This is a genomic window from Micromonospora sp. NPDC047756 (genome assembly GCF_055587245.1).
Genome location: NZ_JBVJGQ010000001.1, coordinates 830687 through 852812 on the forward strand (window position 1 = coordinate 830687; position 22126 = coordinate 852812).

Consider the following 22126-nt stretch of genomic DNA (forward strand, 5'->3'; position numbering starts at 1 on the left):
GCTCCGACCCCTCGGGGAGCGGCACCCAGGCGGGGTGTCGCCCGAGGAGAGGACCGGAACGCGATGACGAAGGTGACCGCGCAACTGTCGGTGTCGGTGGACGGGTTCTACGCCGGGCCACAGTTCGACGGAAACGGCAACTGGATGGACTCGGCGGAGAGCGCCAAATTCTTCCGGGTCACCCGGTGGGCGACCGAGGCGGCGGCCTGGCGCGAACGGCAGGGCTTCGCCGGCGGGGAGCAGGACACCAACTCCGAGGTGATCGCCGAGTCGTTCGGCGCGGCCGGCGCGTACGTGATGGGACGCCGGATGGCCGACGGGGGTGAGATCCCGTGGGGTGAGGAGCCGCCGTTCCGCGCCCCGGTGTTCGTCGTGACCCACCGTCCTCGCCAGCGGCTGCTGCGGGAAGGCGGCACCACCTTCACCTACGTCACCGATGGGGTGGCCAGCGCCGTCGAGCAGGCGCGCGCCGTGGCCGGTGGCAAGGATGTCGCGGTTGCCGGGGGCGGCAGCCTGGTGCGGCAGGTGCTCAAGGCCGGCCTGCTCGACGAGTTGGAGCTGCACGTCGTACCCGTGGTGCTCGGCACCGGTCTGCGCCTCTTCGATGCGGACCTCGACCTGGGCGACCGGGAGGGGGTTGAGCTGACGCCGACCCGCGTCCTGGCCACCCCACAGGTGACCCACATCCGGTACGCGGTGCGCGGTCGCGCCCGGCTCGTGCTCGACGACCGGGGCAGCGGAGGCGGCCCGACGGTGACCGCGAACTGAACCACGACCCATCGACGGAAGGAGGAAAGATCATGCCGCAACTGCTGCGGGTGCAGTGCTTCAACGTTTCGCGCGACGGGTTCGGGACCGGAGAGGGGCAGAGCCTCGAACGGCCCTTCGGTCACGCGGACCCCACCCCACTGTTCTCCTGGCGTTCCGCCACCGCCAGCTTCGTGTATCGCACCGAGCCGGGTGGCAGCCGTGGGCTGGACGACTACCTGACCCGCGACGCCGAGTGCAACATCGGCGCGGAGATCATGGGTCGCAACAAGTTCGGCCCCCAGCGTGGCCCCTGGGAGAACCATGACTGGCAGGGCTGGTGGGGGGACAACCCGCCGTTCCACACGCCGGTCTTCGTGCTCACCCACCACGTGCGTCCGTCGTTCAGCCTGTCCGACACCACGTTCCACTTCCGCGATGTCAGCCCGGCCGAGGCACTGGCCGAGGCGAAGCAGGCGGCCGACGGCCGGGACGTACGCCTCGGTGGTGGGGTCGCCACCATCCGCGAGTTCCTCGAGGCCGATCTGGTCGACACGATGCACATCGCCGTCGCGCCCGTCGACCTCGACCGGGGCGAGCGGTTGTGGAAGAGCCCGGACGAACTGCTCGACCGCTTCCACCTCGAGTCGGTGCCCAGCCCCAGCGGAGTAACCCATCTCCTGTTCTGGAGGCGATGACCGCGCACCGGCAGTGTCGTCTACAGCCGCGCCAGCACCAGCAGGCGGTTGCCGTCGGGGTCGGTGACCCGTGCGGACCGCTCACCCCAGGGCTGGTCGACCGGCTCCTCGGTGACCGTCGCCCCACCCGTGCGCAGCGCGCCCACTGCCGCGTCGCAGTCATCGGCGTAGACGCACAGCTCCCAGCGGTGTGAGTCGGCCGGCCCGCCAGCCTCCGGGTTGGCGGCCAGGCCGAGCTCGCTGCTGCCCAGTCGGAGGGCGACGAACTCCGGGGCGCCCTCGTCCGGGAACTGGTAGGTCAGCTCGAAGCCGACCACGTCCCGGTAGAACGCGATCAGTCGTGGCAGGTCAGGTGTCGTCACGATCGGAAACGCTTCGGTGAACACGGACCACCTCCCAGCCGGACCCTAGCCGGTGCCAGGTCCAGCAGGAACTACCACTGTCGATCCCGGTGGACGTCATCAGCTCGCCGAAGCTCTTGCGCAGAATGATTTGCGATGCAAACCTATTGGTAGTGCAGCATCCGCGGAGCACCCAGGGGGCCACCGTGTCGGACCGATCGAGCACCGCGCCGAACAGCGGCGACACACCGAGAGAGCTGCTGGCGTCGGTGGCCGCCCTCCAGCGACGCACCCGGGCCACCCGCAACGCCTACTGGCTGCCGCTGCTGCTGTTCGGTCTCCTGACGGCGGTCGCCGCACCCCTCTACGTCGAATCGGCCGAACCGCCCGCCCTGCGTGTCGGGGAGGACAACCCCGCACTGACCGGCCTCGGTGGGGACTTCCTCGAACGCTCGGCAGCCCTCGGCTGGTACTGGCTGGCGGCGCTCATCGGCGGCTACCTGCTCAGCCTCTGGTGGTACAGGTGGCATGGTGTGCGGGTGGGCGTCCAGACACCGGCTCGGCCGTACGTCATCGCCGGCATCGTGGGCACCGTGGTCGGGCTCGTGCTGCCGATCGTGCTGCGGTACCTGCTGCTCAACATGACGACGGTGATCTCGAACGGGACCAGCTGGTTGACCGTACCGCTGCTGGGCATCTCCAACCGCGGCATGATCCCGCACCTGGTCATCGCGGTGGGACTACTGATCCTGGCTCGACTGGAGCGCAGCCGTGGCCTGACGGTCGTGGCGACGGCCTACACGGCGGCGGTCGCCCTCGTGAACATCTACTTCCAGACCGCCAACTTCCAGCCGGGGGATCTGAACCGCTACAGCTTCCTGCTGGCCGCCCTGCTGCCGGCACCGATCCTGCTCGTCGGCGGCGGCATCGCCCTCCTCAAGACGATCAGGAAGTCGGCGTGACCAGCAGCAACGCAGAGGTCGCCGGCACCGGCGGGCATCCGACGAACGGGCTCAGCGACACCGTCCACCAGCGCAACCGGCTCGGCATCCTCACCATCGCGGCGGAGGCCGAGCGGGTGGAGGTCGCCTACCTGCGCGACGCCCTCGAGCTCACCGCCGGCAACCTCTCCCGCCACCTCGCCGTGCTGGAGGAGGCCGACCTGATCCAGATCGAACGGGGATACCACGGACGCCGGCCCAAGACCTGGATCAGGATCACCGAGCAGGGGCAGGCCGCGCTGGCGGCCGAGATCAGCGCGCTGCGCGAACTCCTGCGACGCCATCAGGAGTTCCGGGCCTCCAACTGAGCGCAGTGGTGGGACTGCCACAGGGGCCAGGTCTGCTCACGGCGTCGCGCGGCGGAGGCCGGCGAGAACGAGGGTGATGACGCCGTCCGCGTCGGTTCGGTAGGTCGGGTGGTCGTAGGCCGCACAGATGCCGTGGAGGGTCATCATGACAGCGCCGGCTCCCACGTCGTCGCGGATGGCGCCGGCCCTGACGGCGGCGGCCAAGAGGTCGTCGATCACCTGGCCCAGGGCTTGGGCACCCTCTGCCAGCGCGCCCGATTGGGTGGCCATGAGCGTGGCGAGTGTGCGGGCGAGACCCTCGTGGCGGTGCAGGTGGTCCACGAAGCCGCGCAGGAAGGATTCCAGCGCCTCGTCGGCGGGGAGAGTGGCCTGCAGCTCGTGGGCGCGGTCGCACATCGCGGTGAGTTCTTCGCGGTAGACCGCCTCGGCCAGGGCTTCCCGGGTGGGGAAGTGACGGTAGAGCGTGCCGGTGCCCACGCCAGCCAGTTTGGCGAAGTCGTCGAAGCGCAGGTCGAAGCAGCCGCTGGCGAAGAGTTCGCGGGCCTTGGCGATCAGGGCGTCCCGGTTGCGGCGCGCGTCGGCGCGCAGTGGCTTGGCATCGGTCACGTGGGGCTCCAGGTTGACAAGTGGAGACTGTCTCCATATTTTGAGAACCGGAGACGGTCTCCGATTATAGGGTACGAGGTGCCGCGTGAAGATCTTGATGTTCGGCCGGGGCGTCATCGGCGCGACCTACGGGTGGGCCCTGGAACGGGCCGGGCACCACGTCGAGTTCTATGTCCGGCCGGGGCGGGCGGCGGCGTACGGCGACGCGATTGATCTCGACCTGCTCGACGCCCGGCGACGGCCGTGGGGCAAGCGCGTCGCCGAGAGGTGGCCCGTGCGCTACCGCGAGTCGCTGGAGCCGGACCATGACTTCGACCTGATCGTGCTGAGCGTGCAGCACTACGGCTTCGCGGAGGCCGCGGCCTTCCTGGGGCCGCGCGTGGGCAGAGCCACTGTGCTCGTCTTCAACAACCTCTGGGTCGAGCCGATGACCGCGATCGAACACCTTCCCGCGGATCAGGTGGCCTGGGGCTTTCCCGGGGCTGGCGGCGGCTTCGGCGACGACGGCGTGCTGCACGGGGCCCTGCTGCCCGTGGTCTTCTTCGGCACTCTCGACCGGCCGCCGACCGAGCGCGAGCGGGCCGTACGCCAGGTGTTTCGCGAGGCGGGGTTCAGGCTCCAGGAGAGCGCCGACTTCCGTGGCTGGCTGTCGATCCACTTCGTTCAGAACGCGGGCCTGCACACACAGAGCCTGAAGCAGGGCTCGTTGTCCAAGCTCACGCGCGGCAACGTACGCGAAGCGATCCTCGCCACCCGCGAACTCCTGCGGCTCGTCGAGGCTCGCGGCGTTGATCTGCGGCGGCACCGCGGCGAGCTACGTCCTTTCACCGCGCCCGTCTGGCTGGCAGCACCGGTGATGGCGTGGCTGTTCAGGCACTTCCCGCCGATGCGCCTGGTCATGGAAGCCCACGCCAACCCCGAGGAACTGCGCGCGGTCTGCCGCGACACCCTGGCGGAGGCGCGCCGGCTGGGCGTGGAGGTGCCCCGACTGGAGGCGGCCGAGCCCTACTTCGCTGCCGAGAGAGCAGCCCAGGCACCCACGCGCTCGTGCTAAAACGCCTCAGGCGTGCGCCTACACAGCCGCCGAAATGAGATGCGTACGGACCGGCACAGCTGTTGGATCTCGACATGGAGCATGAGCTTGTTCGTCCCCGAAAGGCGCGCCCGGGGGACCACCTCGCGGTCCTCTCACCGTCCTTCGCCGCCGCCGGCGCCTACCCGGTGATCCACGAGCAGGCCATGCGACGGCTCGCCGACCTGACCGGCCTCGTACCTGTCGAATACCCCACCACCCGCCAGGTGGGTGCGACCGCGGCAGCGCGCGCGGCGGACATCAACGCCGCCTTCGCGGATCCCCGGGTACGCGGCATACTCGCCGTCATCGGCGGCGAGGACCAGATCACCGTGATCCCCCACCTGGACGCCGACCTGGCCCGCGCCGACCCGAAGCCGTTCCTCGGCACCAGCGACAACACCAATCTGCACCACTGGCTCTGGGGCCTCGGCATCGCCAGCTTCTACGGCGGCTCCTCCCAGGTGCACCTCGGCCCCGGGCCTGCCGTCGACGACGTCCACGTCAGGTCGCTGCGAGCGGCGTTGCTCAGCGGGGAACGGCTGGAGATCACCGACCCGGGTGAGTCCGAGGACATCGGCGTCGACTGGGCAGATCCGCAGGCGTTGAAGTCGTTCGGTGAGCGCGAACCGACGGAGCCGTGGAGCTGGCACGGGCCGGCCCGAACGGTCACCGGCCGCACCTGGGGTGGCTGTCTGGAAGTCATCCAGTGGATCCTGACGGCGGGGCGCTTCCCGTTTTCCCCGGAGGTCCTGCACGGCGGGGTGCTGATCATCGAGACGTCGGAGGAGCTTCTCCCCGCCCGCGAGGTCGGCTGGATCGTCCGCTCGCTGGGTGAGCGCGGTCTCCTCAGCGCCGTCGACGCGGTCCTGGTCGCCCGCCCGCCGGTCTCCGACCACACCCGTCGACCTGCGGCAGCGGATCGGGCGCGACTTCGCCAGCAGCAGCGCGACACGGTCGTCGACGTGGTGACCCGCTACAACCCCGAGGCGGTCGTCTGCGTCGGCGTGCCGTTCGGCCACACCAGGCCACAATGGATCCTCCCGCATGGCGGCCTGGTGACCGTCGACGGCGTGGAGCGTCGGATCTTCGCCAACTACCGGTAGCGGCCGTTCGGCAACCTGACCTTCGCCCGCCTCACCGAACGGCCGTCCTCTCTCGCTGCCCGGATGCGGTCCCGAGGCTGAGAACGGGCGCTTCCCCACCACGCCTCCTGCCGCCTGGTCTCTGGCGGGTGCGGGCCGCCTGGCGGGTGGTGAATCCAGTGGACCGGCGCCGACCGTGGGGGAAAGCTGTGGGGATGGAACCGACACAGACGGCGCTCATCGTGCCGATACCCGAGGCTGAGGAGGCGGTGGGCCCCCTTCGGGCGTCGCTCGACCCGGCCGCCGGGTGGGGGGTGCCAGCGCACGTGACCGTCCTCTACCCGTTCCTGCCCCCGCAGCAGATCGATGAGCAGGTCTTGGCGGTGCTGCGCGAGACCGTTGCCGGGATCCCGCGGTTCGACGTCGCACTGACGGACGTCGGCTGGTTCGGTGACACGGTCGTCTGGCTTGCTCCGCAGCCAGCTCGCCCATTCCGGGAGCTCACTTCGGCGGTGTGGCAGCAGTTTCCCGAAGCACCCCCCTACGCCGGGGTGCACAGCGATGTGGTGCCGCACCTGACCATCGGTCACGACGCCGCCAAGCCCACGCTGAGCCACGCCGCAGAAACCATCTCCACGCAGCTGCCGATCGACGCGGCCATCGACAGAGTCAGGCTCATTGCCGGAACACCGGACATCAGCCCGTGGCGCACCGTCTGCGAGTTCCCGCTGGGTAGCCGCTCCTCAGGTGCAACCACTGCTTGGCGATGAGAAAAACCCAAGCAGAGCGCGATCGAGACAGCCTCAGGCGACGGTTGGAAGTCCTGAAACTTCCTGTCCTGGCACTCAAGCACCATGGATATCTCACGCCAACGGATCGCTACGAGTGGCAGTCCGAGCCCGAGGCGGTCGGCGTCGGATCAGATGGCACGGCCTTCGCTGTCTGGCCACACCGCCAAGTCGCCGAGCGGAAGCAGGTGACGTCCCACGCAGGTGGCACCACCATCGTCACCTCGGTGACCGTCGAGACGCCCCTGACGGTGTCCTTCGTTCAGCCGCTGCCCGGCGGGCAACTCCTACTCGCAGCCGCCCGAAGCCGACCGGACGCCCCACCCAATGCGCAGATATGGACCAGCGAGGGTCACCTCGTTCGTGCCGGCCACCTCGGTGATGCCATCGAAGAGCTGCTGACGACGCCCTCGGGCGACGTGTGGGTCGGCTACTTCGATGAAGCAATGAGCGGAAGTGGACCTCAGACTCACGGCCTCGCCCGCTTCACGGGCGAGCTCGTCCCCGACTGGCTCTACCCGGTCGACGCTGGCCTTCCCTCCATATTCGACTGCTACACGCTCAACGTGCACGGGGAGAACGCGTACTGCTGCCCGTACACCGACTTCCACCTGATCTCTGTCGTGGGCGACGTTCCGAGAGACCTGGGCCCCGCGCCCTACCGGTCAGCGGATTGCCTCCTGATGGACGGTGCAGAGGGCGTGCTGATCGGCGGATGGGGTCCGGAGTACGACCTGGTGACGCCGATTCGCCTCAGCCACCAAGGTGTCGAGTCGGCAGGTTGGCAGGGCCGGATCGTCCTCCCGGACGGGACCGAGGCACAGCGCCTGCGCTACACATGTCGGGGTCCCGATCTACACGCCTTCAGCCAAGGTACGTGGTACCGCCTGGCATTGGATGATCTCGCTACAGTTCACCGCTGATGAGCACCGACATCCGACGGAGAGCGGATGACGAGAATCGAACTCGCACATTCAGGACCAGGAGAAAGCCGCCGAGCCGCCGGTGCTGACCGTGTCGCAGGTCCGTGCCCTGGCGGAGCGCTTCCGGGCGTTGATCCTGTTCGCGACGTTCGGGTGCCCGCGATGGGGTGAGGTGATCGCGCTGCAACGGTGCGACGTCGACCTTTCAGCCGGCACGGTGCGGGTGCGACAGGCGTTCGTCGAGCACCGAGGCACCGGCTGGTGCTCGGCCCGCCGAAGCCACGGACGGGTGTGCGGACCGTCGCCCTGCCCAAGGCGGCCCTACCCCTGTCGAACAGCACGGAAGCCCTGGCGGGACGTGTGTCCTGACCAGGGCTTCCGTACGTGGAGCGGGTGACGGGAATCGAACCCGCACTGTCAGCTTGGGAAGCTGATGTTCTGCCATTGAACTACACCCGCAAGCGGCACCACTGTACCCGAGTCGCCGAGCCTCTGCACCCAGGCACCCCCGGTGGCCGCAGGTGTCCGCATGCCGTGCCACCCGGGGTCGGCCGGGGTGATCCACTCGGTTTCCTGGAAGTCGGGGCATCCGGGGCGTCGGGATACCGCGGGTTCGCTGAAGTCGAGTGGATCATGCGGGAGTGGCGGCCCGCCGGACGTGGCGGCGCGCCGCAGGTGTGGCGAACCGTGGCGGGCGTACGCATCGGTGCCGGCTCCGTCGTGGCGGAGCCGGCACCGATGCTCTTCCGGTCGGGTGGTCAGGCTGCCGTGCACTGCACGTCACGGGCGAGGAGGGTCGGGCGCGTCTGCGGGACGGCGAGGGGCGCTGCCACCGCCGACTGGGCGTTTGGGTCGAGCCAGACCCGAACGGCCGGCCGACTCGGCCCGAGGCCCGGGATGCCCGTGATGTGCTGCTCGCGGCGGGTGAGCATGGCCACGTCGACGGTGAACTCGAAGAGCCGCCAGTCGACCTGCGGCTCGGCCCGCGCGCCCTGCGCCAGCTGCGTCACCAGGATCGGATCGGTCACCGGGCGGGCGTGACCCGCCACGTACGCCTCGTCGTCGCTCTCCTCCGCGGGGAACGAGTGCAGCGCGTAACGGCCGTCGCGTTCCAGGTCACGGCGCTTGGGCGAGTCGATGATGAAACAGAAGAGCCCCTCGGCGGTGATGACCGGGGAGACCGGATGGACGCGGGGCCCGCCGTCGGCACGGACCGTGGCCAGATAGCCGAAGCCCGGCCCGTACTGCTGGAGGAGAACGCGGATCCCGTCGGCGAGTCGGGGCTCGTCGGCGGCGAATTCGGACCAGGAAGCCATGTGGGCATTCTATCGAACAAATGTACGAGCAGCGACCTCGACGCGCTGGTCACCGGCACCGAATCTGGCCGCCCCCGGGAAGGCTATGGTTGTCCGATGCTGCTCTCCGACCGTGACCTGGTCTCCGAGATCAAGGCCGGCACGCTGGGCCTGGAGCCGTTCGAGCCCACCCTGGTCCAACCCTCCAGCATCGACGTCCGACTCGACCGGCTGTTCCGGGTCTTCAACAACCACCTCTACACCCACATCGACCCGGCCATGCAGCAGGACGACCTGACCTCGGTGGTCGAGGTCCCCGACGGCGAGCCGTTCGTGCTGCACCCGGGGGAGTTCGTGCTCGCCTCGACGCTGGAGGTCATCTCGTTGGGTGACCAACTCGCCGGCCGGCTGGAGGGCAAGAGTTCGCTGGGCCGGCTCGGGCTGCTCACGCACTCCACCGCCGGCTTCATCGACCCGGGCTTCTCCGGTCACGTGACGCTGGAACTCTCGAACGTGGCGAACCTTCCGATCACCCTGTGGCCGGGCATGAAGATCGGACAGCTCTGCATCTTCCGGCTCTCCTCGCCGGCCGAGCACCCGTACGGCTCGGTGGTCTACGGCTCGCGCTACCAGGGTCAGCGGGGGCCCACACCCAGCCGTGCCTGGCAGCACTGGCGCACCTGGCCCACCCGCTAGAACCAGGGACGACGAGGGCCCGCCGCGAGAAGATCGCGACGGGCCCTTTGGTCAGCCTGGGTCAGCCGGGACGGCCGTAGCTGTGGATCGGGCCGTCGTCGACCTTCTTCATCTTGACCGGTTGACCGGCCTGCGAGGCGTGCACCACCCAGCCGCCGCCGACGTACATGCCGACGTGGTGGATGTCGCTGTAGTAGAAGACCAGGTCGCCGGGGCGCAGGTCACCCTTGCTGACGTTCCTGGTGACCCGGCTCTGCGCGGCGGCGTTGTGCGGCAGCGACACGCCGGCCTTCGCCCACGCGGCCAGCATCAGTCCGGAGCAGTCGTACGAGTTCGGACCTTCGGCACCCCAGACGTAGGGCTTGCCGATCTGGGCGCAGGCGAACTTGACCGCGGTGCCCGCGCCGCCGCCGGGGTAGCTGCCCGGGCAGGGCGCCGGGCGCAGCGGACCGCCGCCACCGCTGCCGTACACCTTGAGGCGCAGCTTCTGCAGGCGGTCGATCTCGTCGTTGATCTGCTTCTTCTTCGCCGCCAGCTGAGCTTCCGTGCGGGTCAGCTGGGCCACCATCTCGTCCAGTGGCGCCTTCTGCGCGGCCAGTTGGTCGCGCAGGTCGGCCACCTGGCGGACGTCCTTCTGTTGGTTGTGCGCGAAGCGGTCGAGCATTTCGAGCTGGCCGACCACCTCGCTGGGCGACCGGCTGCCCAGCACCGCGTTGACAGTCAGGACGTTCTCGCCCTTGTAGGCGCGTACGGCAAGGGCACTGACCTTGTCCATCGCGGCGTCGACCTGGCGCTCGAGCGGAGTGATCCGGGCGGCCAGCGCGTTTGCCTGCTTGCGCTTCGCGGCGAGGTCGATGCGGGTGGCGTTGTGCCGTTCGATGATCGGTTCGAGCTTGTTCCAGTCGGCGTCGATCTGGCGCTCGATCTCGGCGACGGAGGGGTCGGCGTGCGCCGCCGTGGCACTGCCGGTCAGCACGACGGCGAGGCCGGCCAGCGCGGCGAGTGCGGTGGTGAAGCGGGACCAGCGTGGGCGCGGCACGATCGACGCCGGGCCGGCTGATGCCGGCCGCTCGGACGACGGCCGCGGGGCATGGAGTGCCACCGGGGTTCCGTACTCCTTCTTCCTGACCGCCTACCGGGTTAGCTGACGGGTTCGGGCGGGAAGTCGGCGCCCTACCGCAGTGGCTGCGGATTCACCCCGAGGGACATGGGTCCCCGGTTCGCTCGGAAACGACTCGGCGGTGTCGGTCCGTTACCGCCCGGGGTGGGCGGAGCTGCTGTCGAGCCGACAAATGACCAGAGTAGAGACGCCCGTTACCGATCCGCAACCCGTGCGGCCGTGACACTCCGTACGGGATGGACGAGGCCACCGACCGTGTGTGAAGAATTCTTTCCGTACGCTTCGATAGATGGAAAGGTATTGACGTGAGCTCCCGGACGGCGCGATGGTGACCTGACCTCACTCCGCGAGAATCTAGGGGGTTCGATGCACCATCCAACCCTGTCGACCGGCTGGCGCACGCTGCTCGCCGCCATCGTGGTCGCCGCCGTGACCACGGTGCCACTCTCCGTCGGCCCGGCCGCCGCCACGCCCACCACCGACCGCCAACAGCAGTACGCCGCCGCGGCCACCGAGTACGGCGTACCGACCGTCGTGCTGCTCGGCGTCTCCTACCTGGAGTCCCGGTGGGACACCAACGCCGGCACACCGAGCACCAGCGGCGGCTACGGTCCGATGCACCTGACCGACGTGCGGCACGTGGCCGCCCTACCCGGACGCGGTCACCACGACGCCGGCGCCGAGGACCCACGCGGCGACGACTCCCGCCCCGCCCGGATGCCCGCACCCCGGCCGGTCGAGACGCCCACCCCGTCCACCGCCGCGTTGCAGACCGTCGACGCCGCCGCCGCGCTGACCGGTGCCGCCCCCGAGGCACTGCGTACCGACGCGGGCCTCAACATCCGGGGTGGGGCCGCGCTGCTGAGCGCGTACCAGCGGGATCTGGGCGCGCCGGTCGGAGCGGACACCGACCCGGCGGCCTGGTACGGCGCGGTGGCCCGCTACTCGGGCGCGGACGGCGCCGACGCCGCGGCGGCCTTCGCCGACGAGGTCTTCACCACCATCGGCGCGGGCGAAGCCCGGGTGACCGACGATGGCCACCGGATCACCCTGCCGGCCCGCGCGGTGCGGCCCGAACGTTCCTGGCTGGACCGGCTGGGCCTGCGCCGGCTGGCCCGCCCGGACGGGGTGGAGTGCCCCCGCACCATCTCCTGCGAGTGGATTCCGGCGCCCTACGAGGCGTTCGGCGATGGGGACTACGGCAACCACGACCTCTCCGACCGGCCCGCGCGGCAGAAGATCGAGTACATCGTCATCCACGACACCGAGGCGAGTTGGGCCACCACCCTGCAACTCGTCCAGGACCCGACGTACGTGAGCTGGCACTACTCGCTGCGCTCGGTCGACGGGCACATCGCCCAGCACGTCCGGACGAAGGACGTCGGCTGGCACGCCGGCAACTGGTACGTCAACGCGAAGGCGATCGGGTTGGAACACGAGGGCTTCGCGGCGCAGGGCACCTGGTACACCGAGGCGATGTACCGGACCTCGGCGAAGCTGGTCCGGCACCTGGCGCTGCGGCTGGGCATCCCCCTGGACCGCCAGCACATCATCGGCCACGACAACGTGCCCGGCACCATCCCCTCGACAGTGCGGGGGATGCACTGGGATCCGGGCCCCCACTGGGACTGGACGCACTACTTCGACCTGCTGCACGCCCCTCGACTGGACACCGGCACCCCGGCCACCGGGCTGGTCCGTATCGATCCGGACTACACCACCAACCAGCCGGCGTTCACCGACTGCGTCACGGTGGGCGTGCCGTGCGCTCCGCGCGGCTCCTCGGCGGTGGTGCTGCGCAGCGCGCCGTCCGCCGACGCTCCGCTGGTCAACGACATCGCGCTCCGCCCGGACGGCAGCCCGAACACGATGGCCGTGTCGGATCACGGGGCCCGGGCGTCCGCCGGGCAGACGTACGCGCTGGCGGGCCGGCAGGGCGACTGGACCGCGATCTGGTACCTCGGGCAGCGGGCCTGGTTCCACAACCCGGCGTCCGCGCCGACCGCCAGTTGGACCGTCGGAGTCGTGGCGACGCCGAAGTCCGGAAGGGCCACCGTTCCGGTGTACGGACGGGCGTACCCGGAGCAGTCCGCCTACCCGGACGGGGTGCCCTACCAGGCGATCACGCCGCTGCAGTACACGCTGACCGCCGGGCAGCGGTACGCCGTCGGCGCGGTACTGGCCGGCGAGTACTACCGGGCCAGCACGGTCGACGGCTCCTCAGCCGGCGACTGGACGGTCATCCGCGGCAAGAACCGGTACGCGCAGATCCAGTTCGGCCACCGGATCATGTACGTCGACCTCGCCGACGTACAGCTGTTGCCATCCCCGGTGGGGGCACCTCGCTGAGAACCACGACGGCCCCCGGTCGGTGACCGGGGGCCGTCGTGTCGCGCGAGGTGGATCAGCCAGGTCTGCGGAACCCGGCGACGGGCATCGTGGTGATGCTGGACACCTGCACCGGTTTGCCGGCCCGTGGCGCGTGCACCATCTGGTTGTTACCCAGATAGAGCCCGACATGACTCAGGCCGGAGAAGAAGAAGACCAGGTCACCGGGGCGGGCGTCGGCGCGCGAAATGGCCTTGCCCTCGTTCCACTGGTCACCGGTGTGGTGCGTCAGGTAGATCCCGGCCGCCTTGTAGGCGTACTGGGTCAGGCCCGAGCAGTCGAACGAGTTCGGCCCGGTGGCACCCCAGACATACGGCTTGCCGACCTTGCCGCAGGCGGTCCTGATCGCGGTGCGGGCCGCCGCACTGACCACGCCGTTGATGGTCGGACAGGCCGCCGTCTTGACAGTGGTCTTGGGCATCGACGCCTCAAGCTGCTTGATCTCGGCGTCGATCTGCTTCTTCTTGGCCGCCAGATCGTTCTGCTGCTTGGTCTGGGTGACGATCAGCGCGTCCAGCTTCTGCTTCTCGCCGTCGTACTTGGCCCGCACGGCCAGGACGCCCTCGACCTCCTTGCGCTCCTGCGAAGCGAGCCGGTCGAGGATGGTGAGCTGCTCGGTGAGCGTGTCCGGCTTGGCGCTGACCAGTAGCGCACCGATGTCGTGCGACGGGCCGGAGATGTAGTAGCGGGAGGCGAGGTCGCCGACCCGGTTGAGCGCCAGCTCGCTCTGCAGCGCCAGCGGCTCGATCTTCTTCTGCAGGTTCGCCGACTTCTGCCGGTTGACCTTCAGCTGCGCCCGGACCTTGTTGTACTGCTCGATGGTGGGCTCCAACTGCTCCCACTTCTTGTCGATCTGTGCCTCGATCTCGTCGACCGTCGGCGCGGCATGTGCCGGCGCGGTCAGCAGACCGGCGCCGACCGCCGCCGCGGCGACCAGGATCAGCACCCGGTGCGCGACGCGACGCAGGCCACCAGAGCGAGCAGACGCAAACAGGTCGTCACGATGAGGGGGCATGGTTGCCACCGGCACCGACTCCTTTGCAACCGACCGCCGGGCGCCTCGCGTGAGGAAAGGGCCGAGGCAGACGACCCACAGCGGTCGGTGCCTCACATTAGGGAAGCTCGCGGCGGTAATCAAGGCGAGGGCGGTAACCATCACTGTCGTGCAACCGCTTGCACACCAAGGGTATTGGTTCGTCACCCAACGATTGCGGTCAATACATCGTCAAGAGTGACCACACCGATGGGTCGTCGTCCGTCGCTGACCAGCACCATGTGCCGCCGTTCGCGACGCATGGCCAGCAGCAGGTCGGCCAGCGTACGGTCCGGCGGCACCACCGCCAGCGGTCGGTAGACGTCGGCCGGCACCGGGGACCGGCGGCCCTGCCCGGCGTACCCGAGAACGTCCTTGACGTGCACGAAGCCGAGCACCCGGCGGGTCGACCGCTGCACCACCGGGAACCGGGACCGGCCGGTCCTGGTCGCCAGCACCTCCAGTGACGCCGGCGAGACGTCCTCGGCCACCGTCACCACCGTCGACCACGGTTGCAGCGCGTCCGCCGCCGTCCGGTCGTGCAGGGCCAGCGCGCCGGTGATCCGCGCGTGCTGCTCCGCATCGAGCAGCCCCTCGGTCCGCGCCTGCGAGACCAACCCGGCCAGCTCCTCGGCGGTGAACACCGTCTTCACCGCCTCGGACGCCTCGATCCGCCAGAACGCCAGCACCCTCCGGGCCGCCCATTTCATCGCGAGCAACAACGGTTTGGTGGCCACACAGAATGCCAGCATCGCCGGGCCGAGCCAGAGCGCGGAGACCTCCGGACCGGCCAGCGTGATGTTCTTCGGCACCATTTCACCGACGACCGTGTGTAGAAAGACCACCACGCCCAGCGCCAGCACGAAAGCCACCGGGTGCACCGCCCGCTCCGGCAGGCCGGCCGCGTGGAACGGCGGCTCCAGCAGGTGCGCGAGCGCCGGTTCGGCGATCGCGCCCAGACCCAACGAGCAGACGGTGATGCCGAGCTGCGCGCCGGCGATCATAAGCGGAATCTGGTTCATCGCCGACAACGCCCAGCGGGCGCGTTTCGACCCGGCGGCCAGCGGCTCGATCACCGTCCGGCGGGACGCGATGAGCGCGAACTCGCTGCCCACGAAGAACCCGTTGCCGAGCAGCAACAGCACTGTCACCAGCAGCTCAGTCATCGTCGTCCGGGTCCGCCGGGCGCAACACCCGGACCTGCTCGATCCGGTGCCGCTCCACCTCGACCACTGTGAACTCCCAGCCGGCTGCCTCGACCGTCTCGCCGGCCAGCGGGATGTGCCCGAGCTGGGCCATCAGGAACCCGGCCAGGGTCTCGTACGGCCCCTCGGGCAGCCGGAAGCCGGTCTGCTCGGCCAACTCGTCGGAGCGGAGCACACCGTCGACCAGCACTGTGCGCTCACCGCCCGGCACGGTCAGCTCGTCCGACCCGTTGTCGTCCACGCTCGCCGGGTCGAACTCGTCGGCGATCTCCCCGACCAACTCCTCGACGAGGTCCTCGACGGTCACCACGCCGTCCGTGCCGCCGTACTCGTCGACCACGATGGCCAGGTCGGCCCCGGCCGCCTTCAACGCCGCCAGGACGCCGTCCAGGTTCAGGCTCTCCGGCACGTACACCGGCTCGCGGGCCACCCGACCGACCCGGGTCGACGCCCGGTCGGCCAGCGGCACGCCCAGCGCGTCGGGCACCCCAGCCACACCGGTCACCAGGTCCAGGGTCTCCTCGTACACCGGAAACCGGGTCCGCCCGGTCCGCCGCGACTCCTCCAGAAGCTCCGCCACGGTGGCCGTGGCGCGCAGCGCGACCACGTCCACCCTGGGGGTCATCGCCTCCGCTGCCCGCTTGTCGCCGAAGCGGATGGTGCGACGCAGCAGCATCGCGGTGTCCGTGGGCAGCGCGCCGGCCCGCGCCGAGATGCCCGCCAGCAGGCCCAGCTCCTCCGGCGAGCGGGCACTGGCCAACTCCTCCTGCGGCTCCACGCCGAACGCCCGGACAAGTCGGTTCGTCGAGCCGTTCAACCCCCGGATCACCCAGCCGAACGTCCGGGAGAAGGTGTGCATCGGACCGGCCGTGGCCAGCGCCGCCGGCATGGGCCGGGCCAGCGCCGCATTCTTCGGCACCAACTCACCGAAGAGCATGGAGATCAGCGTGGCCAGGGCCAACGCGAGGAACGGGGTGAGCCGCTGCGTGCTGTCCCCGGCCAGCGGGCGCAACAGCGGTGTGAAGAGCCGAGCCAGAGCCGGCTCGGCCAGGTAGCCGGTGAGCAGCGCGGTGATGGTGATGCCGAGCTGCGCCCCGGAGAGCTGGAACGAGAGTTCGCGCAGCGCCGTGCGTACCGTCAGGGCGGCCTGGTCGCCCGCGGCGGCCCGCCGGTCGATCTCCGCCCGGTCGACCGTGACCAGGGCGAACTCGGCCGCGACGAAGAACGCGTTGCCCGCGGTCAGGGCTGCGAAGCCGACCAGGGGCAACAGCGTCATCAAGAGTAGGCCGTCGATGTCGCCTCACCTCGGCGAGATTCTTGCACGACGGCGGCGGCCCTTGAGGGGCCGCCGCCGTCGATGAACAGATCCTGGAGGTACGCGTCTCAGCCGCCGATCGGCGCGGTCTCCTTGCCGCCCTGCGGCTGCTCGGGCTTGACCGAGCGGAGCAGCACGCTGGCCACGTCGATCACCTCGACCTGTTCGCCGGCACCCTTGCCGTTGACCCCGTCGTTGAGCATCGTCGAGCAGAACGGGCAGCCGACCGCCACCGTCCTGGCCCCGGTGGCCATGGCCTCCTCGACCCGGTCCACGTTGATCCGCTTGCCGATCTTCTCTTCCATCCACATCCGGGCGCCGCCGGCACCGCAGCAGAAGGACCGTTCGCTGTTACGCGGCATCTCGGTGAGGTCGCCCTCGATGGCGTCACCGAGGACCTCGCGGGGGGCCGCGAAGACCCGGTTGTGCCGACCCAGGTAGCAGGGGTCGTGGTAGGTGACGCCGCCGTCGACCGGCTGCACCGGCGTGAGCTTGCCGGTGGCGACCAGGTGCGCGAGCAGTTGCGTGTGGTGGACCACCTCGAACTCCCCGCCGAGCTGCCCGTACTCGTTGCCCAGGGTGTTGAAGCAGTGCGGGCAGGTCGCCACGATCTTGCGCTTGGCCTTCTCCCGACCCTCGAACGCCTCGTTCAACGTCTCCACGTTCTGCTGGGCGAGCATCTGGAAGACGAACTCGTTGCCGATCCGTCGCGCCGGGTCGCCGGAGCAGGTCTCGCCCTCACCCAGGATCGCGAACTTCACGCCCGCCTCGTTGAGCAGCGTGGCCACCGCGCGGGTGGTCTTCTTGGCCCGGTCCTCGAACGCGCCGGCGCAGCCGACCCAGAACAGGTACTCGAAGTCGTCCACCTCGCCGACCCGGGGCACCTCGAAGTCCAGACCCTTGGTCCAGTCCTCGCGGGTGTTCTGCGGGGCGCCCCACGGGTTGCCCTTGTTCTCCAGGTTGCGCAGCATCACCCCGGCCTCGGAGGGGAAGCTCGACTCGATCAGGACCTGGTAGCGGCGCATGTCGACGATGTGGTCGACGTGTTCGATGTCCACCGGGCACTGCTCGACGCAGGCACCGCAGGTGGTGCAGGACCAGAGCACGTCCGGGTCGATGACACCGCCCTCCTCGGCGGTGCCGATCAACGGCTTGTCGGCCTCGGCGAGAGCCAGCACGTCCAGGTGGGCGAGCTGCGCCTGGGTGGCCTTCTCCTCGCCGGTCAGGTCCTTGCCGCCGCCGGCCAGCAGGTAGGGCGCCTTCGCGTACGCGTGGTCGCGCAGGCTCAGTACCAGCAGCTTCGGCGACAGGGGCTTGCCGGTGTTCCAGGCCGGGCACTGCGACTGGCAGCGACCGCACTCGGTGCAGGTGCTGAAGTCCAGGAGGCCCTTCCAGCTGAACTGCTCGACGTGGGCGACGCCGAACTGGTCCTTCTCCGGGTCCGCCTCCTCGAAGTCGAGCGGCTTGCCCTGGCTCGTCATCGGGCGCAGCGCGCCGAGACCGGAGCCGGCCGGCTTGGCCGGCTCCCGCTTGAAGAAGATGTTGGGGAACGCCAGGAAGCGGTGCCAGGCGACACCCATCGTGACGTTCAGGGAGATGACGATCAGCCACGTCATCGAAATAATGATCTTGATGGCCGCGGCGACGCTGACGCCGTCCGCCCAGTCGGGCAGCACCGCACCGACCGCGTGGCTGACCGGGGTGGCCCAAAACGGGAACTCGAAGTGGTCGGTGGCGACCTTGAAGCCCCGGATCACGAAGCCGAAGATCAGGACCAGCAGCACGATCCACTCGACGAAGTAGCCCTGCCACATGGTCGAGCCGGTGAATCGGGACCGCCCGCCCGGGCGGGTCGGCCGGTTGCGCAGCCGGATCGCCATCAGCACCAGGATGCCGACCAGGCCCAGCACACCGATGACCTCGGTGACCAGACCGAAGATCGTCCAGTGCCCGATGATCGGCAGACCGCCGTCGGTGGTGACCACCTCGAAGTACGCCTCGAGCACCAGCAGCGACAGGACGACGAAGCCGACCATCACGAACCAGTGCGCGGCACCCACCACGCCCCACTTGAGCATCCGGGTGTGGCCGGCCGTCTCCACCAGCATCGTCCTGGCGCGGGCGACCTTGTCGGAGAACCGCTCCGGCGCGGGTTGCCCGAGCCGGATGACTGCCACCATCTTCAGGACCGCACGCACCGCAAGCCACACCGCCACGGCGGTGATGGCGGCCGCGAGGATCGTGGTGACGATCTGGACGCTGCCCATCGAGTTGGCCTCCCCGGTCTGCTGCCTGATGACCTCGCTCTGCTCGGTCATGCAGTGCAGCCTACGCGAAGGTTACCCAGCGGTAACGTGAGTCATCTCGCAGTCGGCCGCGCTGCCTGCGCACACCATAGGGGGCCCCACCCGATCCTGCCGGGCAGGGGCTCGACGGGGTGACGTGGTGCCGTCGACGCGACGGCCTGCGGATCAGCGCCAGCGAGAGAGCAACGCCAGCGAGGCGACCATCGCACCGAAGCCGACGGCGAGGTTCCAGTAACCCCACGCCATGACCGGGTACTCCTGCTCAGACAGGTAGTAGAGCACCAGCCAGCCGATCCCGACGACGATCAAGGCGACCGCGGTGATCGGCAACCACACCGGGCTAGGCTTGCGCGACGACGACGACGCCGTCGTCGGACGAACGTCCGTCGGCGGGGTGTACACCTTCTTCTTACGGACCTGAGACTTGGGCACGGCGCTCTCCAGAGGGGTGACGACCTCGTCCGGCCTGACAACCGGGCGCGGGGGCGACGGTCCATGGCCAATAATGTTCGAGAGCTAGCGTAGTCCCGATTGGCCGTCCGGACCACGAATGGGGTCAGGCCGGTGCACGGAGTGACCGAAAGAGGCGGGACTGTTCGCATCACCGGCCCAGCCGGCACGGACCGACCCCCGACACGCGGAAGGAACGCTCGGTGGAGTACACATCCGGCGCAACCTCCTGGCAGAAGGTCCTCCGACGGGCCGCCGCCGGGCTGCTGCCCCGGCGACCGCGCCAACGCCGTCCGGGCTGGTCGATCGGGGTGCCCCTGATCGCCGCGGCGGCCGGGTTGCTCTTCACCACCACCGCCACCACCGCAGGCGGCACCTCGCTCCGGGAGGACCGACGCCCCCAGCTCAACCAGCTCATCGAGGACCGCCGCGAACAGGTCGCCGCGAGCGAACGCCGCGCCGCCACGCTGCGCGGCGAGGTCGAGCAACGGACCAACACGCTGGCCGGCTCGGACGCCCCCATCAAGGCTCAGCAGAATCGCGCCCAGGGCAGCCTCCAGAACGCCGGGTTCACCGCCCTGGGCGGCCCTGGGGTCACCGTCGAGCTGAACGACGCGCCGCAGCTCGACCAGACGCAGTCGGACGCCAGCAACGACGACCTGGTGGTGCATCAGGGAGACGTACAGGCGGTGGTCAACGCGCTCTGGGCCGGCGGAGCCGAGGCCATGTCAATCATGAATGTCCGCGTGCTCACCACCAGCGCGGTACGCTGCGTCGGTAACACCCTGCTACTTCACGGCCGGGTGTACTCCCCACCGTTCAAGATCGTAGCGATCGGCGATCCCGCTGCCCTCCAGCAGGCCCTCGCCCGCTCTGAGGGAGTCCGGTTGTTCAAGGACGCGGTCGACGACTACCAGCTCGGCTACAAGGAGACAGCCTCGACGGTGCGAGTACCCGCATTCGAGGATTCCACGGCCCTGCGCTCGGCTACGGTGCCCAAGTGAGCGGGCCGGACGAGCGACGCGACGGGCGACACCGGGACCAGACCGACGAGCCGACCGCCTTCCTGCCCAAGCTCGACCGGCCCGAGTCGGCACCGGGCCGACCGGCCCCGGCCAGCAACTGGCCCGAGCCGGTGTTGCAGCCGCCGCGAGCCGACCAACCGCGACGACCTGAGCAGCCGCCGCGAACCCAGCAACCGCCGCCGAGCACCGCTCGGCCCGAGCCGACCGGGCCCGCCGGCCGCTCAGGCGCCGAAGCGCCGCCACCCTGGCCGGGCAGCGCAACCGCCGGGCCAAGCTCGCGCGGCGGCGTCGGGGCTCCCCCCGCGACCGCCCCCGGCCGGCCGTCCGCCGGCGACCAGGGCCCGGTTCGGCCGGCTGCCCCCGGCAACGCCCCGACCCGACCCCCCGCGTCCAGCCGACCGACCGCGCCCGGTGCCGCAGCGACCCGCCCGCCGACCACCGGCAACCCATCAGGTGCCGCAGCGACCCGCCCGCCGGGTGCCGGGAACCCGTCGAGTGCCACGCCGAGCCGACCTGCCGCGCCCGGCGGGATACCGACCCGACCGGCCGCGCCCGGCACGTCGAGCCGGCCTGCCTCCACCGGGCCCCCGACGCCACCGCTGGCCGACTCGCCGACCGCGTACATCCCGCAGGTCACCGCTCGGCCAGGCCGACCCACCAGTTCCCCGGCCATCCCGGTCTCCCCGGCCGCCCCTGAACGCGTCGCAGCGGCCGGGCCGGAAGGCTTCCCGCCGACCGGGCCCAGCCGGGTCCCGCCAACCGGTCCCAGCCGGGTGCCGTCGAGCGCTGGCACGGATCGCGGCGCGGACCCGGCCAGCACCGCGTTGATTCCGGCCGTGCCGGCCACTCCCGCCTCCAGGCCGCCGACCATGGACTCGACAGCGTTGATGGGTGCCGTCCCCCGCACCGCCGTCCCGGACGAGCCGGCCGGCACCAACCCCGCCGACCCTCCCCAACCGCGACGCGGCGAGCGGGTGGTGCAACTCCGGCCGCACCAGACCGGCGAGGGCTACAAGAGCGTCTACTCCGAACTGACCCGCCCGTCGTTCGGCTCGCGACTGCGCACCGGCATCCGCGTCACCGGCGAAGTTCTGATCACCTTCGGCCTGGTCGTCCTGCTCTTCGCCGGCTACGAGGTCTGGGGCAAGTCGGCGATCGTCGACGCCCACCAGAACGAGCTCAACAACGAGTTGGCCCAGGCGTGGGGCCCGGCCGACGACCCGACGGTGGCCCCGTCGGTCGGCCCGAGCGTCAAACCGTCCCCGCCGGTACGCGGAAAGCCGCTCGCGGGTCTCTACATCCCCAAGCTCGACAAGAACTGGGTGGTCGTCGAGGGCGTCACTCAGGAGGACATCCGCTTCGCCCCCGGTCACTACCCGACCAGCGCGCTCCCCGGCCAGGTCGGCAACTTCTCCGTCGCCGGCCACCGCAACCGGGCCACCTTCTGGCGGCTGGACGAGCTGGATGACGGCGACCCGATCGTGGTCGAGAGCAAGACCGACTGGTACGTCTACCGGGTGTCGCAGTCCCGGATCGTCAAGCCGACCCAGGTCGAGGTGGTGGCGCCGGTGCCCGGCGAACCGGACAAGAAGGCGACCAAGCGGATGCTCACCCTGACCACGTGCAACCCGAAGTTCGACAACTACCAGCGCCTGATCATCCACGCCGAGCTGGACCGCACCCAACCCAAGTCCGCCGGTCGTCCGGCGGAGCTGGGAGGCTGA

Annotated in this window: 21 protein-coding genes, 1 tRNA gene, 1 pseudogene and 1 riboswitch; of the genes and pseudogenes, 13 read left to right on the forward strand and 10 right to left on the reverse strand. The window is 70.0% G+C overall.

Annotated elements, in window-relative coordinates; genetic code table 11:
• Window positions 1-63 precede the first annotated feature (63 nt).
• Window positions 64-768: a dihydrofolate reductase family protein gene (locus ACZ6NZ_RS03890; protein ID WP_465855469.1), complete on the forward strand. Its 705-nt coding sequence runs from the start codon at window positions 64-66 to the stop codon at window positions 766-768.
• Between the two features lie 32 nt (window positions 769-800).
• Complete coding sequence (locus ACZ6NZ_RS03895; protein ID WP_465855471.1) at window positions 801-1445, forward strand: dihydrofolate reductase family protein; 645 nt, start codon at window positions 801-803, stop codon at window positions 1443-1445.
• A 20-nt stretch (window positions 1446-1465) separates the two neighbouring features.
• Here ACZ6NZ_RS03895 and ACZ6NZ_RS03900 read toward each other — a convergent pair whose 3' ends face one another.
• Window positions 1466-1807, reverse strand: coding sequence for a VOC family protein (locus tag ACZ6NZ_RS03900; protein ID WP_238685215.1), 342 nt, complete (start codon window positions 1805-1807; stop codon window positions 1466-1468).
• 185 nt (window positions 1808-1992) lie between these two features.
• Here ACZ6NZ_RS03900 and ACZ6NZ_RS03905 point away from each other — a divergent pair, with 185 nt between their 5' ends.
• Both ACZ6NZ_RS03905 and ACZ6NZ_RS03910 read left to right on the forward strand, forming a co-directional pair.
• Window positions 1993-2748: a hypothetical protein gene (locus tag ACZ6NZ_RS03905; protein ID WP_465855473.1), complete on the forward strand. Its 756-nt coding sequence runs from the start codon at window positions 1993-1995 to the stop codon at window positions 2746-2748.
• A complete protein-coding gene (locus ACZ6NZ_RS03910) occupies window positions 2745-3095 on the forward strand; it encodes a transcriptional regulator (protein ID WP_465855475.1) in 351 nt (116 codons plus the stop codon). Before ACZ6NZ_RS03905 ends, ACZ6NZ_RS03910 begins: the two co-directional genes overlap by 4 nt.
• 36 nt (window positions 3096-3131) lie before the next feature.
• Here the strand turns inward: ACZ6NZ_RS03910 and ACZ6NZ_RS03915 are convergent, their stop codons facing one another.
• Window positions 3132-3701 carry a TetR/AcrR family transcriptional regulator gene (locus ACZ6NZ_RS03915; protein ID WP_465855477.1) on the reverse strand — a complete coding sequence of 190 codons (570 nt, stop codon included), beginning with the start codon at window positions 3699-3701 and terminating at the stop codon, window positions 3132-3134.
• Window positions 3702-3786: 85 nt separating this feature from the next.
• Between ACZ6NZ_RS03915 and ACZ6NZ_RS03920 the strand changes: the two genes are divergently transcribed.
• The 5 genes and pseudogenes from ACZ6NZ_RS03920 to ACZ6NZ_RS03940 form a co-directional block, all read left to right on the forward strand.
• Window positions 3787-4755, forward strand: a complete 969-nt coding sequence (locus ACZ6NZ_RS03920) for a ketopantoate reductase family protein (RefSeq protein WP_465855479.1) — start codon at window positions 3787-3789, stop codon at window positions 4753-4755.
• Between the two features lie 185 nt (window positions 4756-4940).
• Window positions 4941-5879 (forward strand): LD-carboxypeptidase, encoded by a 939-nt coding sequence (locus ACZ6NZ_RS03925; RefSeq protein WP_465855936.1) that lies wholly within the window; start codon window positions 4941-4943, stop codon window positions 5877-5879.
• Window positions 5880-6073: 194 nt separating this feature from the next.
• Entirely contained in the window at window positions 6074-6628 is a 555-nt protein-coding gene (locus tag ACZ6NZ_RS03930; protein ID WP_465855481.1) for a 2'-5' RNA ligase family protein, read from the forward strand.
• Window positions 6625-7569 carry a hypothetical protein gene (locus ACZ6NZ_RS03935; RefSeq protein ID WP_465855483.1) on the forward strand — a complete coding sequence of 315 codons (945 nt, stop codon included), beginning with the start codon at window positions 6625-6627 and terminating at the stop codon, window positions 7567-7569. Before ACZ6NZ_RS03930 ends, ACZ6NZ_RS03935 begins: the two co-directional genes overlap by 4 nt.
• A gap of 55 nt (window positions 7570-7624) precedes the next feature.
• Window positions 7625-7899: pseudogene (locus ACZ6NZ_RS03940) on the forward strand (site-specific integrase); the annotation flags it as partial.
• Window positions 7900-7954: 55 nt separating this feature from the next.
• On the opposite strand, the gene ACZ6NZ_RS03945 reads toward ACZ6NZ_RS03940, so the two are convergent.
• Window positions 7955-8028 (reverse strand) — tRNA-Gly (locus ACZ6NZ_RS03945).
• Window positions 8029-8327: 299 nt separating this feature from the next.
• Entirely contained in the window at window positions 8328-8885 is a 558-nt protein-coding gene (locus ACZ6NZ_RS03950; RefSeq protein WP_465855485.1) for a pyridoxamine 5'-phosphate oxidase family protein, read from the reverse strand.
• Window positions 8886-8981: 96 nt separating this feature from the next.
• Between ACZ6NZ_RS03950 and dcd the strand changes: the two genes are divergently transcribed.
• Window positions 8982-9560 carry a dCTP deaminase gene (dcd, locus tag ACZ6NZ_RS03955; protein ID WP_089018323.1) on the forward strand — a complete coding sequence of 193 codons (579 nt, stop codon included), beginning with the start codon at window positions 8982-8984 and terminating at the stop codon, window positions 9558-9560.
• A gap of 61 nt (window positions 9561-9621) precedes the next feature.
• Here dcd and ACZ6NZ_RS03960 read toward each other — a convergent pair whose 3' ends face one another.
• Complete coding sequence (locus tag ACZ6NZ_RS03960) at window positions 9622-10662, reverse strand: C40 family peptidase (protein ID WP_465855487.1); 1041 nt, start codon at window positions 10660-10662, stop codon at window positions 9622-9624.
• A gap of 13 nt (window positions 10663-10675) precedes the next feature.
• A riboswitch (cyclic di-AMP (ydaO/yuaA leader) is annotated at window positions 10676-10811 on the reverse strand.
• Between the two features lie 235 nt (window positions 10812-11046).
• Between ACZ6NZ_RS03960 and ACZ6NZ_RS03965 the strand changes: the two genes are divergently transcribed.
• Window positions 11047-13029: an N-acetylmuramoyl-L-alanine amidase gene (locus ACZ6NZ_RS03965; RefSeq protein WP_465855489.1), complete on the forward strand. Its 1983-nt coding sequence runs from the start codon at window positions 11047-11049 to the stop codon at window positions 13027-13029.
• A gap of 55 nt (window positions 13030-13084) precedes the next feature.
• Here the strand turns inward: ACZ6NZ_RS03965 and ACZ6NZ_RS03970 are convergent, their stop codons facing one another.
• From ACZ6NZ_RS03970 to ACZ6NZ_RS03990, 5 genes are all read right to left on the reverse strand, one after another.
• Window positions 13085-14098: a C40 family peptidase gene (locus ACZ6NZ_RS03970; protein ID WP_465855493.1), complete on the reverse strand. Its 1014-nt coding sequence runs from the start codon at window positions 14096-14098 to the stop codon at window positions 13085-13087.
• A 167-nt stretch (window positions 14099-14265) separates the two neighbouring features.
• Window positions 14266-15267, reverse strand: a complete 1002-nt coding sequence (locus tag ACZ6NZ_RS03975; RefSeq protein WP_465855495.1) for a hemolysin family protein — start codon at window positions 15265-15267, stop codon at window positions 14266-14268.
• A complete protein-coding gene (locus ACZ6NZ_RS03980; RefSeq protein ID WP_465855497.1) occupies window positions 15260-16582 on the reverse strand; it encodes a hemolysin family protein in 1323 nt (440 codons plus the stop codon). Before ACZ6NZ_RS03980 ends, ACZ6NZ_RS03975 begins: the two co-directional genes overlap by 8 nt.
• Before the next feature lie 107 nt (window positions 16583-16689).
• Complete coding sequence (locus ACZ6NZ_RS03985) at window positions 16690-18888, reverse strand: (Fe-S)-binding protein (RefSeq protein WP_465855938.1); 2199 nt, start codon at window positions 18886-18888, stop codon at window positions 16690-16692.
• Between the two features lie 204 nt (window positions 18889-19092).
• Entirely contained in the window at window positions 19093-19359 is a 267-nt protein-coding gene (locus ACZ6NZ_RS03990) for a cell division protein CrgA (RefSeq protein ID WP_238687884.1), read from the reverse strand.
• 221 nt (window positions 19360-19580) lie between these two features.
• Here ACZ6NZ_RS03990 and ACZ6NZ_RS03995 point away from each other — a divergent pair, with 221 nt between their 5' ends.
• Entirely contained in the window at window positions 19581-20381 is an 801-nt protein-coding gene (locus ACZ6NZ_RS03995; protein ID WP_366609924.1) for a DUF881 domain-containing protein, read from the forward strand.
• On the forward strand, window positions 20378-22126 hold the full coding sequence (locus ACZ6NZ_RS04000; RefSeq protein ID WP_465855500.1) for a class E sortase: 1749 nt from the start codon (window positions 20378-20380) through the stop codon (window positions 22124-22126). Before ACZ6NZ_RS03995 ends, ACZ6NZ_RS04000 begins: the two co-directional genes overlap by 4 nt.

Excerpts from the sequence above, each read along its gene's own strand:
- ACZ6NZ_RS03890 (WP_465855469.1), top strand. The coding sequence starts at position 64 with ATGACGAAGGTGACCGCGCAACTGTCGGTGTCGGTGGACGGGTTCTAC.
- ACZ6NZ_RS03895 (WP_465855471.1), top strand. The coding sequence starts at position 801 with ATGCCGCAACTGCTGCGGGTGCAGTGCTTCAACGTTTCGCGCGACGGG.
- ACZ6NZ_RS03925 (WP_465855936.1), top strand. The coding sequence starts at position 4,941 with ATGCGACGGCTCGCCGACCTGACCGGCCTCGTACCTGTCGAATACCCC.
- ACZ6NZ_RS03930 (WP_465855481.1), top strand. The coding sequence starts at position 6,074 with ATGGAACCGACACAGACGGCGCTCATCGTGCCGATACCCGAGGCTGAG.
- ACZ6NZ_RS03935 (WP_465855483.1), top strand. The coding sequence starts at position 6,625 with ATGAGAAAAACCCAAGCAGAGCGCGATCGAGACAGCCTCAGGCGACGG.
- ACZ6NZ_RS03950 (WP_465855485.1), bottom strand. The coding sequence starts at position 8,885 with ATGGCTTCCTGGTCCGAATTCGCCGCCGACGAGCCCCGACTCGCCGAC.
- dcd (WP_089018323.1), top strand. The coding sequence starts at position 8,982 with ATGCTGCTCTCCGACCGTGACCTGGTCTCCGAGATCAAGGCCGGCACG.
- ACZ6NZ_RS03965 (WP_465855489.1), top strand. The coding sequence starts at position 11,047 with ATGCACCATCCAACCCTGTCGACCGGCTGGCGCACGCTGCTCGCCGCC.
- ACZ6NZ_RS03975 (WP_465855495.1), bottom strand. The coding sequence starts at position 15,267 with ATGACTGAGCTGCTGGTGACAGTGCTGTTGCTGCTCGGCAACGGGTTC.
- ACZ6NZ_RS03980 (WP_465855497.1), bottom strand. The coding sequence starts at position 16,582 with ATGACGCTGTTGCCCCTGGTCGGCTTCGCAGCCCTGACCGCGGGCAAC.
- ACZ6NZ_RS03985 (WP_465855938.1), bottom strand. The coding sequence starts at position 18,888 with ATGGGCAGCGTCCAGATCGTCACCACGATCCTCGCGGCCGCCATCACC.